This window comes from Ornithinicoccus halotolerans (assembly GCF_009602535.1).
GTDB classification, from domain to species: Bacteria; Actinomycetota; Actinomycetes; order Actinomycetales; family Dermatophilaceae; genus Ornithinicoccus; species Ornithinicoccus halotolerans.
This window is the reverse complement of record NZ_WIQI01000064.1, coordinates 1-16445: the sequence shown is the minus strand read 5'-3', so window position 1 is coordinate 16445 and position 16445 is coordinate 1. Positions and strand designations below refer to the sequence as shown.

General features: G+C 74.2%; 17 protein-coding genes. 5 read left to right on the top strand and 12 right to left on the bottom strand.

The annotated features are described in order from the left end of the window. From GFJ45_RS11110 to GFJ45_RS11100, 3 genes are all read right to left on the bottom strand, one after another. Positions 1–2014, bottom strand: a 2014-nt coding sequence (locus GFJ45_RS11110) for an ATP-dependent DNA helicase (protein WP_153397165.1), incomplete at its 3' end; no start/stop codon positions are given. A gap of 82 nt (positions 2015–2096) precedes the next feature. Further along, positions 2097–2783 carry an AGE family epimerase/isomerase gene (locus GFJ45_RS11105; protein WP_194288629.1) on the bottom strand — a complete coding sequence of 229 codons (687 nt, stop codon included), beginning with the start codon at positions 2781–2783 and terminating at the stop codon, positions 2097–2099. Positions 2784–2806: 23 nt separating this feature from the next. Next, the gene (locus GFJ45_RS11100; protein WP_153397161.1) at positions 2807–3175 is read right to left on the bottom strand and encodes a VOC family protein; all 369 of its coding nucleotides are present in this window, start codon (positions 3173–3175) and stop codon (positions 2807–2809) included. A 192-nt stretch (positions 3176–3367) separates the two neighbouring features. On the opposite strand from GFJ45_RS11100, the gene GFJ45_RS11095 reads away from it, so the two are divergent. From GFJ45_RS11095 to ggh, 3 genes are read left to right on the top strand one after another with little or no spacing between them, the layout of a single operon-like run. Beyond that, entirely contained in the window at positions 3368–4552 is a 1185-nt protein-coding gene (locus GFJ45_RS11095; RefSeq protein WP_153397159.1) for an NAD(P)/FAD-dependent oxidoreductase, read from the top strand. Next, on the top strand, positions 4509–5018 hold the full coding sequence (locus tag GFJ45_RS11090; RefSeq protein ID WP_153397157.1) for a GNAT family N-acetyltransferase: 510 nt from the start codon (positions 4509–4511) through the stop codon (positions 5016–5018). The genes GFJ45_RS11095 and GFJ45_RS11090 overlap by 44 nt, the downstream gene beginning before the upstream one ends. A gap of 21 nt (positions 5019–5039) precedes the next feature. Further along, the gene (gene ggh, locus GFJ45_RS11085) at positions 5040–6374 is read left to right on the top strand and encodes a glucosylglycerate hydrolase (protein WP_228386884.1); all 1335 of its coding nucleotides are present in this window, start codon (positions 5040–5042) and stop codon (positions 6372–6374) included. A 786-nt stretch (positions 6375–7160) separates the two neighbouring features. Here ggh and GFJ45_RS11075 read toward each other — a convergent pair. Together GFJ45_RS11075 and GFJ45_RS11070 are read right to left on the bottom strand one after the other, a co-directional pair. After that, positions 7161–7565 (bottom strand): hypothetical protein, encoded by a 405-nt coding sequence (locus GFJ45_RS11075; RefSeq protein ID WP_153397154.1) that lies wholly within the window; start codon positions 7563–7565, stop codon positions 7161–7163. A 5-nt stretch (positions 7566–7570) separates the two neighbouring features. After that, positions 7571–8254 carry a hypothetical protein gene (locus tag GFJ45_RS11070; RefSeq protein WP_153397152.1) on the bottom strand — a complete coding sequence of 228 codons (684 nt, stop codon included), beginning with the start codon at positions 8252–8254 and terminating at the stop codon, positions 7571–7573. Positions 8255–8409: 155 nt separating this feature from the next. Between GFJ45_RS11070 and GFJ45_RS11065 the strand changes: the two genes are divergently transcribed. Continuing rightward, positions 8410–8586, top strand: coding sequence for a DUF1059 domain-containing protein (locus GFJ45_RS11065; protein WP_153397150.1), 177 nt, complete (start codon positions 8410–8412; stop codon positions 8584–8586). 79 nt (positions 8587–8665) lie between these two features. Here GFJ45_RS11065 and GFJ45_RS11060 read toward each other — a convergent pair whose 3' ends face one another. The 4 genes from GFJ45_RS11060 to GFJ45_RS11045 are packed head-to-tail and all read right to left on the bottom strand — an operon-like array spanning position 8666 to position 13357. Beyond that, a complete protein-coding gene (locus tag GFJ45_RS11060) occupies positions 8666–10198 on the bottom strand; it encodes a mannitol dehydrogenase family protein (protein ID WP_228386882.1) in 1533 nt (510 codons plus the stop codon). Then, complete coding sequence (locus GFJ45_RS11055) at positions 10195–11013, bottom strand: carbohydrate ABC transporter permease (protein ID WP_153397148.1); 819 nt, start codon at positions 11011–11013, stop codon at positions 10195–10197. The genes GFJ45_RS11060 and GFJ45_RS11055 overlap by 4 nt, the downstream gene beginning before the upstream one ends. Continuing rightward, on the bottom strand, positions 11010–11963 hold the full coding sequence (locus GFJ45_RS11050) for a carbohydrate ABC transporter permease (protein ID WP_407670394.1): 954 nt from the start codon (positions 11961–11963) through the stop codon (positions 11010–11012). Before GFJ45_RS11050 ends, GFJ45_RS11055 begins: the two co-directional genes overlap by 4 nt. Positions 11964–11980: 17 nt before the next feature. Then, on the bottom strand, positions 11981–13357 hold the full coding sequence (locus GFJ45_RS11045; RefSeq protein ID WP_153397144.1) for an ABC transporter substrate-binding protein: 1377 nt from the start codon (positions 13355–13357) through the stop codon (positions 11981–11983). A 150-nt stretch (positions 13358–13507) separates the two neighbouring features. Here GFJ45_RS11045 and GFJ45_RS11040 point away from each other — a divergent pair, with 150 nt between their 5' ends. Next, positions 13508–14509, top strand: a complete 1002-nt coding sequence (locus GFJ45_RS11040; protein ID WP_194288628.1) for a sugar-binding transcriptional regulator — start codon at positions 13508–13510, stop codon at positions 14507–14509. On the opposite strand, the gene GFJ45_RS11035 is transcribed toward GFJ45_RS11040, so the two are convergent. The 3 genes from GFJ45_RS11035 to wrbA all read right to left on the bottom strand — a co-directional run bounded on the left by GFJ45_RS11035 (position 14493) and on the right by wrbA (position 16033). Beyond that, positions 14493–14879 carry a DUF202 domain-containing protein gene (locus GFJ45_RS11035; RefSeq protein WP_228386880.1) on the bottom strand — a complete coding sequence of 129 codons (387 nt, stop codon included), beginning with the start codon at positions 14877–14879 and terminating at the stop codon, positions 14493–14495. The two genes, GFJ45_RS11040 and GFJ45_RS11035, sit on opposite strands and share 17 nt — an antisense overlap. Before the next feature lie 7 nt (positions 14880–14886). After that, on the bottom strand, positions 14887–15306 hold the full coding sequence (locus GFJ45_RS11030) for a YidH family protein (RefSeq protein ID WP_153397139.1): 420 nt from the start codon (positions 15304–15306) through the stop codon (positions 14887–14889). A 121-nt stretch (positions 15307–15427) separates the two neighbouring features. Beyond that, a complete protein-coding gene (gene wrbA / locus GFJ45_RS11025; RefSeq protein WP_153397137.1) occupies positions 15428–16033 on the bottom strand; it encodes an NAD(P)H:quinone oxidoreductase in 606 nt (201 codons plus the stop codon). Positions 16034–16445: the final 412 nt, after the last annotated feature.

The following is a 16445-nucleotide window of genomic DNA, read 5'->3' as shown; positions in this document are numbered from 1 at the left end:
CCGGGACCGCCGCGCGCGGCGCCCCGCCGATGGCACGCGCGGTCGGCTCCTGCACCGGTAGCGGCTCGGCCGCCCCCTCGTGCAGCCGCCGCAGCGCCTGCAGCACCAGCTGCTTGTCGGTGGTGGGCCAGAACGGCGGTAGCGAGCGCTGCAGGAAGCCGGCGTAGCGAGCGGTCATCATCCGGGAGTCCAGGAAGGCCACGACCCCTCGGTCGTCGCCGCGGCGCACCAGCCGGCCCGAGCCCTGGGCGAGCCGGAGCGCGGCGTGGGTCGCCGAGACGGCCATGAACCCGTTGCCGCCCATCCGGCCGATCGCCTCGGTGCGCGCCGAGGCGAGCGGGTCGTCCGGACGCGGGAACGGGATGCGGTCGATGAGCACCAGCTGGCAGGAGCTGCCGGGCACGTCGACGCCCTGCCACAGCGAGAGCGTGCCGAACAGGCACGTGGCGGCGTCGGCGGCGAACCGCCGGACCAGGGTGGACATCTGGTCCTCGCCCTGGCACAGCACCTCGATGCCGCTGTCGTCGCCCAGCCGCTCGCGCAGCCGTGCGGCGGCGGTCTCGGCGGCGCGCCGGGAGGAGAACAGCCCCAGCGTGCGGCCGCCGGCGGCACGCACCAGCTCCTCGATCTCGGCGTGGACCTCCTCGGCGGGACCCTCCCGGCCCGGGGGCGGCAGGTGCCGGGCGACGTAGGCGATGGCCTGGCTGGGGTAGTCGAACGGCGAGCCGACGTCCAGGCCAGACCAGCGCGGCGCCTGCTCGCCCCGCAGGCCGAGGGTGCCGGCGATGGCCTCGAACGTCCCGCCGAGCTCCAGGGTCGCCGAGGTGAGCACCACGGTGCGCCCGGCGAACACCTTGTCGCGCACCATCGCCGCGACGCTCATCGGCGCGACCCGCAGCACCGCCCCGCGGCGCTGGTCGTGGGTCACCCACATCACGTCCAGCTCCCGCTCCTCCAGGACCCGGTCGGCGACGTCGAACACCTCGTCGACCGCGGCCCGGGCCACCTGCCGGCCACCGTCGGCGGAGGCCTCCTTGTCGGGCTTCAGCTCGCTCTGCAGCGCCCGGGCGGCGTCGCGCACCCCCGCCAGCGCCAGCGCGAGCCGGTCCGGCACGGCTCGCAGCCGGCCCTCCGGCAGCTCCTCCAGCGCCTGCTGCAGCGGCTCGGCGGTCTCGGTGAGCCGCCCGGCATCGGCCAGCCGGCCCACCCGGCGGCCGGCCGCGGTCACGGTGCCGGCGGCCAGCTCGTCGGTGACGGTCGAGGTGACCCGGTCGGTCAGCTCGTGCGCCTCATCGACCACCAGCAGGTCGTGCTCGGGCAGCAGCTGCCGCCCCTCGAAGGCGTCGATCGCCATGAAGCTGTGGTTGGTGACGACGACGTCGACGTCCCGGGCGGCCTCGCGGGACAGCTCGACGAAGCACTCCCCGACCAGGGGGCAGCTCTGCCCGAGGCACTCCTGGGCGGTGACCGAGACCTGCCGCCAGGCGCGGCTGCTCACCCCGGGCACCAGCTCGTCCCGGTCGCCGGACTCGGTCAGCTCGGCCCACTCCCGCAGCCGGGACACCTCCGCGCCGAGCCGGGACAGCTCACCGTCGACCTGCCCCACCGAGAGCAGCGAGTCCTCGTCCTCCTCGGGGAACCCGCCCACCAGCTTGTGCTGGCACAGGTAGTTGGAGCGGCCCTTGAGCAGGGCGTACGTGGGGCGCCGTCCCAGCAGCGGGGCGAGCGCGTCGGCCACCCGGGGCAGGTCCCGGTCCACAATCTGGGCCTGCAGCGCCAGCGTGGCGGTGGCCACCACCGCCGGCTTCCCGGTGGCGACCGCGTGGGCGACCGCGGGCACCAGGTAGGCCAGCGACTTGCCGGTGCCGGTGCCGGCCTGCACCAGCAGGTGCTCCTCGTCCTCGACCGCGTCGCGGACCGCCTCGGCCATCTGCACCTGGCCGGGGCGCTCGGTGCCGCCCACGGCCTCGACCGCCGCCTGCAGCAGCCTCGTCAGGTCCGGCGGTGTGGGCATGGCCCCCACCCTAGGACGCCGGCTGCTCGCTGCTGCAGGATCGTCCACACGCCGGGTCGTGCCGGTAGCGGCCCCCGCCGGGTCATCCCGCGCGGCCCGGGCGGCGCGGCGCATCATAGGGGCAGACACGCTGGTGCCAGGGACAAGGAGGTGCGGTGCAGGGCCGGAAGGTGGACCGCATCAAGGCCGACGCCGAGGCCGCGGCCGCCAGCAGCGCCTCGACGGCGTGCATGTTGGCGTTGCCGCCGCGGTAGTCGCTCACCTCCTGGAAGGTCCGGTCGGCCCGGTCCAGGTGCATCCCGGGCCCGTCCTCCCAGAACCGGTCCAGCGCCCCGAGCGCGTCCTCCAGGAGGGCAGCGGCGCCCGGCAGGCTCGCGACGGTGGCGGTCGCGGTGGCGAGGACGACGAACGCGTGCGGATAGGCGGCCTTGCCGTCATCGTGCTCCTCCCCGGGGCCGACCGAGGCGAGCCAGCCGCCGTGCCGGGGGTCCCGCAGCGGCCCGGCCAGCCCAGCCAGGCAGGCCTCGGCGACCGGCCGGGCGCCGGGGACACCGGCCAGGTGTCCCAGGGCGTAGGCGTGGACCATGCGGGCGGTGATGAAGGTCTGCACCGGCCGGCCGGTGTCGGGCTCCCCGTGGTCGTCGAGGTACCAGGCGCCGCCGTCCGGGTGCGGCGCCCGGCGTGCGAACCACAGCTGGCGGTGGGCCTGCTCCGCCAGCCAGGACCGGTGCACCGGGGACTCGACCCAGGGGGAGTCCGTGGGGTCCACGGGCAGCTGCGCGCGGGTACCGGTCAGCTGCCGCGCGCCCAGCAGAGGCAGAACGGGTGGCCCGCGGGGTCGGCGTACACCTGGAACCCCTGCTCGGTGCTGGTGTCGGCGGTCTGCAGGACACGGGCACCTGCCGCGACCGCCTCGTCGTGAGCGGCGTCGGGGTCGTCCACGTACAGGTCGAGGTGCACCTGCTGGGGGAGCCCGTCCGGCCATTCCGGGGGCACGTGCTCGGGCGCCAGCTGCACGGCGATCCGCGGGCCTTGCTCGGAGCTGACGGTGTGCCAGTCGTCGTCGGCCTCGACGGTGCCTCCGAGCAGGCGCGCCCAGAACGAGCTGACCTCGGCCAGGTTGGCGGCGTCGAGCACGACGACCGATCGGGTGATCCGCATGCCCCCACGGTGCCACGCCCGGCCAGGACCGGGACGGTGTTGGCGGCTTCTGGCCACTGTCGGGAAGACGCCATCGCCGCCGGGCGGTGGGCCGGGGCTCGTGGCCGGTCGCCGCCGCGGCGGGTGCCGTAGGGTCGCACCAGCCGCGGGCGCCGCCGCTGGGCGAACCGCGGTCGAGTCGAGGAGGGGTCCGTGACCGAGCGGAGCAGGACCGCACCGGTGACCCGGGCGGGGGGCGGGGTCGGGAGGGCACCCGACGTCGCGGTCGTCGGCACCGGCGTCGTCGGCGCCAGCCTCGGCTACCACCTGGTCGCCGCGGGGGCCGCGGTGACGCTCTACGACGACGCCCGGCCGGGCCGGGCCACCGACGCCGGGGCGGGCATCGTGGGGCCGGTGGGGGCGCGCCAGCGCTCCGAGGAGGAGCAGGCGCTCGCGATGGCCGCGGCCGGCTACTACCCGTCCCTGGTGGAGCAGCTCACCGGCCACCATCCCCGGCTGGACTTCCGGGTGGTGGGACAGCTGGTGCTCGCCCTCGACGAGGAGGAGGCCGAACGGCTCCCGGACCTCCACGCACGGGCGCGGCAGGTCACCGGCCGCTGGGGTACCGCCGGCGTCGGCGAGCCCGAGTGCTGGAGCGGGGCGCGGGTGCGGGAGCGGTTCCCGGCGCTGCGGACCGCCCACGGAGCGGTCTGGCTGCCCGACGTCGCGGCGGTCGACGGACGCTCGCTCCGGCATGCGCTGCTGCAGGCGGCACTGACGGGCGGGGCCCGCCTGCTCCGGCGGGCGGTGACGGTGCAGCCGGCCGAGGCGCCCGGGGGGCGGGGCTGGTCGCTGCGGGTAGCCGGTGAGCGGGAACCGGCCCGGCACGACGCGGTGGTGCTGGCCGCCGGCGCGTGGACCGGTGAGCTCGCCGCCGCGGTCGGGGTGGCGGTGCCGGTCGTGCCGCAGAAGGGGCAGCTGGTGCACCTGCGGCTCCCGGGCGGCAGCGCGCTGCCGGCGGTGACGACGATGCGGGGCCATTACCTGCTGTCCTTCACCGGGGACCGGGTGGTGGTGGGGGCCACCCGCGAGGACGGCAGCGGCTTCGACACCACGCTCACCGCCGGCGGCGTGCACACCGTGCTCGAGCAGGGGCTCAGCATCGTCCCGGAGCTGGCGGGCGCGGAGCTCCTCGAGGCGCGGGTCGGCGTGCGGCCGCTCGCCGAGTCCGGCGGCCCGCCCGTGCTCGGACCGGCACCCGGGATGCCGGGGCTGTGGCTGGCCACCGGGATGGGGCCGCAGGGGCTGACGCTGGGGCCCTACGCCGGCAAGCTGCTCGCCGAGGAGGTGCTCGATGCCTACGGACACCCCGGTGCTGGCGACCCTGGTGGTCGGTGACCGCACCTTCCGGGTGTGCCGGGCGACGCGGGACGACGTGCCCGGCATCGTGGCGCTGCTGCGGGACGACGTGCTCGGTTCCGGGCGGGAGGGCGCGCCCGAGAGTCGCTACCTCGCCGCGTTCGAGGCGGTCGATGCCGACCCGGCGCACACCCTGGTGGTGGTGCGGGAGCAGGGCGCGGGCGCCGACCCGCCGGCCCTCCTGGCCACCCTGCAGCTGACGCTGCTGCCCGGCCTGTCCCGCGGTGGTGCCACTCGGTTGCAGGTGGAGGGGGTGCGGGTCGCCGACGCGGCCCGCGGCAGCGGCCTGGGGACGGCGCTGCTGGAGTGGGTCGCGGCCTACGGCCGGGAGCGCGGCGCCGTCCTGGCCCAGCTGACCACCGACCGGGCCCGCACCGAGGCCCGTCGGTTCTACGAGCGGCTGGGCTGGGTGGCCAGTCACGACGGTATGAAGCTGACGCTGTGACCGGGCGCTAGCCTGGGCCGGGTGGGATGGGAGCGGCTTGCGGCGTCGGCCGGATACGTGCTGCGCGGCAACGACCTCGGAACCATGACGACCGCCGCACCGGCCCTCTACCCGCACCAGTGGAGCTGGGACGCTGCCTTCGTCTCGGTCGGCCTCGCGACGGTGAGCGTGCCCCGCGCGGTGACCGAGCTGGACACCCTGCTGGCCGCCCAGTGGGGCACCGGAATGGTCCCGCACATCGTCTTCTCCGCGGACGACGAGGGCTACTTCCCCGGGCCGCAGCGGTGGGGGACGCAGGCGGTGGCCGCCGCGCCGGAGGGCGTGCGCACCTCCGGGATCTGCCAGCCCCCGGTGCACGCCATCGCGGCGTGGCAGCTGCTGGAAACCGGCCGGAGGCTGGGAGGCCAGGACCGTCGGGTCGCCGAGGAGTTCTGCGGCCGGGCCTGGCCCCGGTTGCTGGCCTGGCACCGCTGGCTGGCCACGGCCCGCGACCCGGAGGGCACCGGTCGGGTCACCATCCACCACGGCTGGGAGTCGGGGATGGACAACTCCCCGCGGTGGGACGGCCCCTACGCCCGCGTCGAGGTCGGCCCGGACCTGCCCCCCTACACCCGCCGGGACACCCAGGTCGTCGCGGACGCCAGCCAGCGGCCCAGCGACCGCGAGTACGACCGCTACCTCTGGCTGATCGAGGAGATGCGGCGGGTGAGCTACGACGACGCCCGGGTGCGCGAGGCGGTCAGCTTCGCCGCGGAGGACGTGCTGCTCAGCGCGATCCTCGCGCTGGCCAGCGACGTGCTGGCCGACCTCGGCGAGCAGACGGCACAGCGCGCTGGGGAGGTGGCCGAGATGAGGGCGCTGGCCGACCGGTGCCGCGGCGGGGTGGCCGCGTCCATCGACCCGGCCACCGGCCTGGCCCGGGACCGCGACCTGCGCACCGGGGAGTGGCTGGCCACCGAGACGCTGGCGGGGTTCGCGCCGCTGCTGTGCGGGGCCGGTGACCACGACCAGCAGCGCCATCTGCTCGCGCTGCTGGACGGGCCGCGCTGGTGCGGCCATCCCGCCCTGGCGGCGGCGGTGCCACCGAGCACGTCTCCGGAGTCGGCTGACTTCCGGCCGCGGGAGTACTGGCGCGGCCCGCAGTGGCCGGTGACCAGCTGGCTGTTCTCGTGGGCCTTCGCCCACCACGGCTGGGTGGACCGTGCGGCCGCGCTGCGCGAGGAGTCGCTGCGCCAGCTCTCCGACGGCCGGTTCGGGGAGTACTACGAGCCGTTCACCGGGGAGGCGCTGGGCAGCGAGCACCAGTCCTGGACCGCCGCAGTCACCCTGGACTGGCTCTGCTGGCCCGAGTCCTGACCGCATCCCTGCGGTGGCACCGATGAGTCCAGCCGTGTCCAGGGGTCGGCCGCAGTGGGCGCCCGGACGGGACGCCCGGTAGTCCTGGTCGACGACGCCCGCGCCACCGCCACCCGCATGGACGAGGCGGCTGCGCCTGGGTGGCGCCCCGGGAGGGCCGCGACGGTTCGCTGTTCGCCACCGCGCAGGACCCGGACAGCGACGACGTGCAGGTCATCCAGCTCAGCGAGGCGGCCAAGCGGCAGCTGCCGGGCTGACCCGGTGGTCGCGGTGCGGCACCCGTAACCCCGGGGCAACACGGGAAGGCGCTGGGCGTAACACGCGCGCCGTAGCGTCCTGGCCAGGTCCTGGAGCCGAAGCGCCCGGGCCCAGCGACTGGCCGGCGCCGCCGGCCCCTGGTGAAGGAGGCAGGCATGACCGAACGCACCTCCCGACCGACACCCGTCGCGGCAACGTCGCCGCACGCGGCGGCGGCGGTGAACAGAGCCGCGGCGTGGCCCCGGCACGACTCCGGTGAGTGCTGGGGTGACCCCCGCTTCCGCCGCCCGCTGCGGGCGGCAGCAGCCGCGTCGCTGTCCAAGTCCACCCGGGGAGCGACCCCCCGGCGCTGAGCGCCGGGGGCCCCGGGCCGGTGGCGACGTACCTGCTCCGTGGCGGGGAGGTGGGTCGTCGCCCGCACCGGGCCGGACCCCGGCCGGGCACGTGTGCTGCCCGGCCGGGGCGCCGGTCGTCCCCGTGGCGTGGGAGCCGGCGCGCTGGCCTCCGTCCGGGCGTGGACGGTCTCGATCAGCCCTGGGACCGGATCAGCAGGAAGACCAGGACCAGGAACACCGACAGCCCGATGAGGGTGACCCAGTTCTTGACCCGTCTGCCACCGCGTGCCACCGCACGGAGGGTGACGCTGTCGGGCGAGCCCGGCTTGTAGCGGCACGGCACCTGCTGGCCCACGCGGGCGCGGATCCACTGCACGGGGTAGCTGTCGATGGTGCGAGCGGGGACGTCTCCCTCGGGGGTGTGCGTCGTGCCGAGGGCCTGGTGGTGAGCGCCCGGCGCGTCACCGGCCGCGTGTCGAAGCAGTGTGGTCCGTTCCACCGTGAACGTCCCCTCGGTCCAGGAGACTCGTCGCTCGGTGTGGACCAGGAGCAGCAGCGGGAGGGCCGCCATCCCCAGGAAGAACCACTCGACCGGCACGACCGTCACTCCTGGGGGCGGAACGAGGCCAGCACGTCGGTCACCGGCGAGTCGTCGAACCGTTCTACCTCGTCGTAGGCCGCGGCCCAGAACGAACCGTCCGGTGTCTCGACCAGGAGCTGGTAGGTCCGGTGCACAGCCGGTGGGTTGGCCTCCGGGTCGTCGTAGGTGATGAGCGCGGCGTCGTCGGCGCCGGGCCAGTCGACCCGGTAGAACGTCGGGTCCAGCCCCGCGGCGTCGAGGTCCTCGGCGGCCAGCGGCAGGCTCTCCTCGACGGTGCCGGCGGAGGGGTCGAACGTCCGGACGAAGAAGCCGCGGTTCTCGGTTGACGGGTCGGTGTAGTGGTACTCGGTCTGGGAGGAGGAGTCCTGCCAGCCCTCCGGGATCGCCACGGAGAAGCCGCCCTGCTGGACCACCTCAGTGCCCTCCGGCCGCTCCTCTCCCGGGGAGAGGGGGGCGGGCCCGCTCTCGATCGGAGGCTGCTCACCGTCGCCCTGGGCCTCCCCGGCGCCGCTGCCCGGCTCCGTGGTCCTGTCCTCGGCGGCGTCCCCCTCGGCCGGGGCGCTCGCCGGTGGGGTGTCGGCCTCCTCCGTGTCGGGTGCGTCCTCGGAGCAGGCCGGGAGCAGCAGCGCGACCGTCAGCCCGAGGGCCACCGTGCCGTGCCACCGGCGCAGTCGTGTGGGAGACATCCGGGTCACCATATCTGTCGTGCGTGGGACGAGGGGGGCGCTGGGCGGCTACGGAGAGGTCAGGGCCGGCAGCAGGCCGGTGCCGACCAGGACCAGCAGGGCTCCGGCCACCAGCCCCCTTGCCGGGATGCTGGCCCCGGTGCGACCATCAGCAGATGGCAAAGATACTTTACTGTCGGGACGCCGGCTTCGACTGCGACGCGGTCGTGCACGGCGACAGCGAGCAGGACGTCCTGGATCAGGTGGGTCCGCACGTGGAGCAGGTGCACGGCCAGCGACTGGACACCGCGACGGCCGACCAGCTCCGTCCGCTCATCCGCAGCGAGGGGTGACTGTGCGCGGGACGCGCGCCGACGACTCTGGGGTCCACCAGCCCTGGCGCGGCTGACTCCCGCCCCCCTCGGCTGAGCGCTACCCGCTGCTGCGCACGACGGCGGCCACAGTGGCGCGCGCCCCCTCCTCGTGCAGCGAGGCGAGGAGCTGTGCGTAGACCGCGGTGAACCGGTCCTGCTCGGCGAGGTCCCCGAACAGCTCGCGGTCGCGGAGGAAGGCCAGCGGGTCCTCGTGCTGCCGGGCCGCCGCGGCCATCACCCGGTCCCGGAGCCGGTCGACCACCTCGATCGGCTCCCCCTGCTCGTCGGTGCCCTCGGCGTAGCGCGTCCACGCCGCGACCACCAGCGCCGCGCGCTCGATGGGCCCCTGCCGGTCCAGCTGGTGGCGCACCACCGGCAGCAGCCACTTGGGGATCCGGTCGCTGCTCTCGGCGCACAGCCGGGCCAGGGTGTCCCGCACCTCGGGGTTGGCGAACCGCTCGATGAGGGTGTGCCGGTAGTCGGCCAGGTCGGTGCCGGGCACGGCCGGGAGCGTCGGGGTGGCCTCCTGCTCCATGTAGCCGAGCAGGAAGTCGACGAACAGCGGGTCCTGGCAGACCTCGTGGGCGTAGCGGTACCCCGCCAGGTACCCCAGGTAGCACAGCGCCTGATGGCTGGCGTTGAGCAGGCGCAGCTTCATCAGCTCGTAGGGCTCGACGTCGTCGACGACCTGCACGCCGACCCGCTCCAGTGCCGGCCGGCCGGTCGGGAAGCGGTCCTCCAGCACCCACTGCGTGAACGGCTCGCAGACCACGGGCCAGCCGTCGGCCACGCCGTGTTCCTGGGCGAGCCGCTCGGTGTCCTCCGGCGCGGTGACCGGGGTGATCCGGTCCACCATCGCGTTGGGGAAGGCCACGTGCTCCTGCATCCAGTCGGCCAGCTCCGGGTCGGCGAGCCGGGCGAAGCTGATCATCATCCGGCGCGCGACGTCGCCGTTGCCCGGCAGGTTGTCGCAGGACATGACCGTGAACGGGGCGGTGCCGGCCTCCCGGCGGGCGCGCAGCGCCGCGACGACGAAACCGAAGGCGGTGCTCGGGGCGGCGCCGGGGTGCAGGTCGGCCCGCAGCCCGGGGGCGTCGGCCTGCAGCTCCCCCGTGGCCTGGTTGACCAGGTAACCGCCCTCGGTGATGGTCAGCGAGACGATCTTGGTGGCCGGGTCGGTCATCGCGTCCAGCACCGCCTGCGGGTCGCTCGGGGCGTGCAGCACCTCGACGAGGGAACCGATCACCCGGGCCTCGCGACGGCCGTCGGGGTGTTTGACCACGAGCGTGTACAGGCCGTCCTGGCCGCGCAGCGTGCTGATGATGCGGTCGTCGTGGGGCAGCACCCCGACGCCACAGATGCCCCAGCCCAGCCCCTCCCGGTCGCCCTCGTCGGCCGCGAGCGTCAGCAGCCGGTCCAGGTACATCGCCTGGTGGGCCCGGTGGAAGCCGCCCACCCCCAGGTGGACGATGCCGCGACCGACCGCCGACCGGTCGTAGCGGGGGACGGGCACCCCGCTCGGCAGGTCGGCGAGCGTCCCCGCCCGTAGCGGCACGGGGGCCGTGGCCTGGGTGGTGTCCGGCTCGGTCACCGGACCGCCCCCATCGACAGCCCCTGGACCAGCTTGTCCTGGGCGGCGAACCCGGCGGCCAGGACCGGCAGCGACACCGCGAACGAGGCGGCGCAGACCTGGGCCAGGAACAGCCCCTGGCTGGTCACGAACCCGGTCAGGAACACCGGCGCGGTGCTGGCGACGGTGCTGGTGAGGACCCGTGCGAACAGCAGCTCGTTCCAGCTGAAGATGAAGCAGATCAGCCCGGCTGCCGCGATGCCCGGCATGATGACCGGGGCGATCACCTCGCGCAGGGTGCGGCTCAGGCTGGCGCCGTCGACCTGGGCGGCCTCCAGCATCTCGACGGGCACCTCCGCGAGGAAGCTGCGCAGCATCCAGATCGCGATCGGCAGGTTCATCGCGGTGTAGAGCAGGATGAGCAGCCATACCGTGTCCAGCAGCCCGGTCACCTGGGCGAACAGGTAGATCGGCAGCAGCCCGGCCACCAGCGGCAGCATCTTGGTGGACAGCAGGAAGAACAGCACGTCGCTCCACTTGCGCACCGGCCGGATCGACAGCGCGTACGCGGCCGGCAGGGCCAGCACCAGCACCAGCGCCGTGGAGAGCACGCTGGCGGTGACCGAGTTCAGCAGTGGCGGCCACGGTCCCGAGTCGAGGAAGGAGCGGTAGCCCTCCAGGCTCAGCGGTGCCAGCAGGCTGGGCGGGTTGGTCGCGGCGTCGGTCTCGCTGTGGAAGCTGGTGAGCACCATCCACAGCACCGGCGCGACGAAGATCAGGCCTACCAGCCAGGCGGCGACGGTCAGCAGCGTGCCGCTACGGGTGCGGGTGGTCATCGGCTCTCCTCCTTGAACAGGCTCAGCACCGTCCGCAGCGCCAGCATCGCGATGAGGATGGTGCCCAGCAGCGTGACGACCCCGGCGGCCGAGGCCCGGCCGTAGTCCTGGGCGGTGTAGAACGTCTGGTAGATGAAGTAGGGCAGGTTGGCGGTGCCCAGCCCGCCAGAGGTGATCGTGAAGACGTGGTCGAAGTTCTGCACCACGTAAATGGCACCCAGCAGCGCCGACAGCTCCAGGTAGGGGCGCAGGTGCGGGAGCGTCATGTGCGTGAAGATCTGCCACGCGCCCGCGCCGTCGATCCGTGCGGCCTCGACGACGTCCATCGGGCGGGACTGCAGGCCGGCCAGCAGGATGAGCATCATGAACGGCGTCCACTGCCAGACCAGCGCCGTGATGATGGCCGGCAGCGGGAAGCTGCTGATCCAGTCCGGCTGCGGGGCGTCGGATCCGAACAGCATCGTCAGCAGCCCGTTGAACAGACCGTACTCGGGGTTGTAGAGCGCGTGCTTCCACAGCAGCGCGGCCGCGACCGGCACGATGAGGAACGGCGTGATCATCATCGTCCGCACCACCCCCCGGCCCCGGAAGCGGCGGTCGAGGAGCAGCGCGATCCCCAGCCCGAGCAGCAGGCTGACCAGCACCACCGACGCGGTGAGCAGCACGGTCACCACGACCGCTTCCCGGGTGTTGGTGTCGGTGACCACCCGGGCGAAGTTGTCGAAGCCGGTGAAGCCGCGCTCGTCGGGGTAGTAGGCGTTCCAGTTCATCAGCGAGATGACCACCGATGTCGCGAACGGCAGCTGGGTCATCACGATGACGAAGATGAGCGCGGGGAGCAGCGGCGCCCGGCGGGCCCAGGCGCCGGCCTGGCGCATCGCGCCCTGGGACCCCATGCCCTCGGGCGTGCGGCCCTCGACGGTGGTGATCCGGCTGCCGCGCGGGGTCACCTTGGTGGCGGGTGCGGTCATGATCCCTCCCGGGACAGGTAGCGCTCGGCGACGTCGGAGGCGAGCCGCTGCCCCCGGGCCAGCGCGTCCTCCACGCTGGTCCGGCCGGCGATCGCCGAGCTGATCTCCTGGCTGACCTGGGTGCCCAGGTCGGGGAACTCGGGGATGCCGACGAACTGCACCCCCAGCGCCGGCCGGGGCTGGACCCCGGGGTCGGCGGGGTCGGCGGACTCGATCGCCTGCCGGGTGGGCTGGGCGAACGAGCCGGCGACCTCGAGGTACTCCTCGTTCTCGTACGTGGAGGCCCGCTTGCCGGCGGGTACGCGGGACCAGCCCAGCTCTTCCCCGACCAGCTGCTCGTACTCCTTGCCGGAGGCCCAGGAGACGAACTCCCAGGCGGCGTCCTTGTTCCTGCTCGCCTCCTGGATGCCCCACGCCCAGGCGTACAGCCAACCGGCGCTGTCGGTCTCGACCACGGGCGCGGGGGCGTAGCCGATCTTGCCCTTGACGGGTGAGCCCTCGGCCTCCAGGCTCCCGGCGGCCGAGGTGGCGTCGTACCACATCGCCGCATCGCCCTGGGTGAGGTTGTTGAGGCACTCGGTGAAGCCCGACTGCGGGGCACCGGCCTGGCCGTGCTGGCGCACCAGGTCGACGTAGAAGCGCACCGCCTCGGTGAACTCGGGACTGTCCACGCGGGCCTGCCAGTCCTCGGTGAACCAGGTCCCGCCGAAGGTGTTGACCACGGTGGTGAGCGGGGCGATGACCTGCCCCCAGCCCGGCTGGCCCCGCAGGCAGATGCCGGCCATGCCCGGCTCGGCACCGTCCAGCGCGGCGGCGATCTCGGCGACCTCCGGCCAGGTCGGGTTCTCCGGCATGGTGAGCCCCTCGGCCTCCACCAGGTCGCGGCGGTACATCAGGAAGCTGGACTCGCCGTAGAACGGCTGCCCGTAGACCTGGCCCTCGTGCGAGAGCGAGGTCTCCATCGGGTCGAGGATGTCGTCCTGGTCGAAGCCCGGGTCCTCGGCGAGGAACTCGTCCATCGGCGTGATCCACTCGGCCCCGGCGTAGATGGGGATCTCGAAGTTGCTCAGCGACGCGACGTCGTACTGGCCGGCCTGGCTGGAGAACTCCTGGCTGATCTTGTCGCGGACGTCGTTCTCGGGCAGCACCGTGAAGTTCACCCGGATACCCGTCTCGGCCGTGAAGTGCTCGGCGGTGAGCTGCTGCAGGTCCACCATCTGCGGGTTGTTGACCATCAGCACCGAGATGCTGTCCTCGGTGGAGGCGCCGAAGGCGCCACCGCCCCAGCCGGCCCACCCACCGGAGCAGCCGCTGAGTCCCAGCAGCAGCGTTCCCGCGGCCGCCAGCGTCGCGGCTCGATGTGGCTGTCGCATCTGTCCTCCCGAGGCCGCCGGGCGGCTCGCTCGTCGTTGAGTCGCTCAAATGAGCATTGGAGTGCACATATGAGTAAACTGGGTGTGGTACCGGCTGTCAAGGGCCCCCGCGCCGCCTACAGTGGACGGCCAACGTGGAGAGGAGGGGGCGTGGACGCGAGCGGTCATGCCGAGCAGCCCGGCCGCACCCGGCTGGGCCCGGACGAGCTGGTGCGCACCGCGACGGTGGCGCGGCACCACTACCTGCTCGGCCGGTCCAAGGTGGAGATCGCCGAGGACCTCGGCATCAGCCGCTTCAAGGTGGCCCGGATGCTGGACGCCGCGCGCGAGGCCGGCCTGGTGCGGATCTCCATCGGTCAGGTCGACGGCCTGGACCTGGACGCCTCGGCGCGGCTGACCGACACCTTCGGGCTGCGGCACTGCGCGGTGGTGGCGAGCGGTGCGGGTGCCGACCCGGAGGTGCTGGCCGCCCTCGGCGGGACGGCGGCGCGGCTGCTGGCCGACGTGCTCGCTCCTGGTGACGTGCTCGGGCTGCCGTGGAGCCGGGCAGTCCTGGCGATGGCCCAGCGGCTGGACCGGCTGCCCCGTGTGCGGGTGGTGCAGCTGACCGGCGCGCTGGAGCAGCCCGGCCACGACGCGACCGCGGTCGACATCGTGCGCAGCGCGGCGCGGGCCAGCGGGGGACCGGCCTCGATCTTCCACGCCCCGTTCGCGCTGGAGGACGCCGAGGCGGCGGCGGCGCTGCGGGCCGATCGGACGGTGGCCACGGGGCTGGAGCAGGCCGGTACCGTCACCCACGCCGCGGTGGGAGTGGGTGCCTGGGCGGCGGGGATGTCCACCATCCACGACGTGGCCACCGCCGAGGAGCGCCGGCGGCTCGCCGGGCTGGGCGTGGTCGGTGAGATCGCGGGGGTGCCCTTCGACGCCGACGGCCAGCCGGTGCGGGACCCGATGACCGACCGGCTGATCACGCTGTCCGGGGAGCAGCTGCAGGGGATCGGAGAGGTGATGGCGCTGGCCTACGGCGCGGCGAAGGCGGGGGCGGTGCGCGCCGCGCTGCGCGGCGGGCTGGTCACCTCCCTGGTCGTCGACGCCGCGCTCGCGGCCCGGCTGGAGGGCGACGACGGCGCGGCCGTCACGGTGCCGCGATGACGAAGCCGATGCCGGCGGCCCCGACGGCGATCGTGAGCGCGGTCAGCAGTATCGGCCCCACCGGGTCCGCGGTCAGCCGCTCGGCGCGGATGCCGTGCACCCCCCGCCGGGCCCGGCGCCGCTGGGTGAGCGCGACCAGCAGCGCGGCCCCCGTGGTCACGACCGGCAGCACCAGCAGCCCCGGTCCGTAGTGCGGGCTCCAGCGCAGGAACACCGCGGTCACCACGAGCAGCGCCAGCCAGGTGCGCGACCAGGCCATGGTGGTGCGCTCCGGCTGGGCGCCGCGGTCCAGGTCGACCGCGGTCTCGATGGGTCGGGGCCGGAAGGGCCGCGGCAGCAGCCGCGGCCGGGGTGAAGGGGGCCAGGGCACGACGCCGCTACCCGCGCAGGATGTAGTAGCCCACCACCACGGCCCCGAGGGCACCGCCGAGGCCCAGGACGGGGGCGATCAGCGGCACCGGGATCGGCTGGTGCTCGCGGGCGGCCCGCTCGACGCCGACCCACCGCACGAAGGCGCCACCGCTGACCAGCATCCCCAGCGCGATGAGCATGACCGCCACCGCCTTCCGGGCGGGTTCGTCGAAGACGTCGACGGCGAACGCCTCCAGCGCGATGCCGCCGGCCAGCAGCGCCATGGCGGTGCGGATCCAGGCCAGGAAGGTGCGCTCGTTGGCCAGCGTCACCCGCGGGTCGGGCTCCTCGCCGCCGGGGAGCAGCAGCCGGGCCAGCCGGCCGCGGCCGTCGACGGGCGGCTGCTCACCCTCGGGGGGGCCGGGGCTGGCGCGCTGCTGGCTCACCTGGCCCACGGTAGCGGCGCCGGCGCGGGTCAGCGCTCGGCGCGGCCCTCCCCGGCCGACCGTCCGCCTCGACCTCGCCGGCCAGCTGCTCGGGCTGGGTGGCCGGTCGCTGCGGCTCCGGTCAGTCCCCGGTCAGCAGCTTGTCGGTCACCTGGACCAGCCGGTGCGCCTGGTGGTGCAGCGCCTTGACGGTGGCCTCGTCGAGCTCGTCGGAGTTCTGCGGGCCGGTGGTGTGGGAGGTGCCGTAGGGGTTGCCCTCCTCGAACTTGACCGGGTCGGTGTAGCCCGGCGGGACCAGGATGCCGCCGAAGTGCACCGCGAACCGCAACATCACCTGCAGCGTCGCCTCCTGGCCGCCGTGCTCGGTCATCGAGGAGGTGAAGCAGGTGTAGGTCTTGTCCTGCAGCTTGCCCTCGCCCCACAGCCCGCCGAGGGAGTCGATGAAGGTCTGGAACTGGCTGGCGACGCTGGAGTAGCGCGTGGGCGATCCGAAGATCACCGCGTCGGCCCAGTCGACGTCCTCCGGAGCGGCCTCGGGGAGGTCCTTGGTGGCCTCGTAGTTGGCTGTCCAGGCCGGGTTGTCGGCGAACTGCTCCGGGGGCACCGTCTCGCGCACGTGCCGCACCCGGACCTCGGCACCGGCTTCTTCGGCGCCCTTGCGCAGCTCCTCGGCCATCCGGGTGCCGTGGCCGGTGCTGGAGTAGTAGACGATCGCGACCTTGGTCATGGGTCCTCCTCATCCGAAGGCCGTCGGGGTTCACCCTCCACCGTAGAGCGTTCAACTGCTGCGCGCAGACCGGCAGGCACATCCGGCCGCCCCGGGCGATACTGGCCGCATGGGACGACTGCTGCGCTACCTCCCGCTCGCGATGGCTGCCTGGCGCTGGTGGCAGCGCCGTCGTCGCTCCCGTACCGGCCCGCCGCGGCGGCACTGACCGCGCACCGAGCCGCTACCGTCCCGCCTCAGCCGAGCGCCGCGCCCTGCCAGACCGCGTCGAACGGTGCGCTGGAGACGAGCCGGCCGCGGATGCCGGCGGTGGTGAACTGCTTGGCGGCGCGCGCGGCCGCCAGTGAGGTGGGCCGGCAGGCGTTCCGGCGCTCGGGCGCGCACGTCACCCTCATCGGCGGTGAGCCCGACG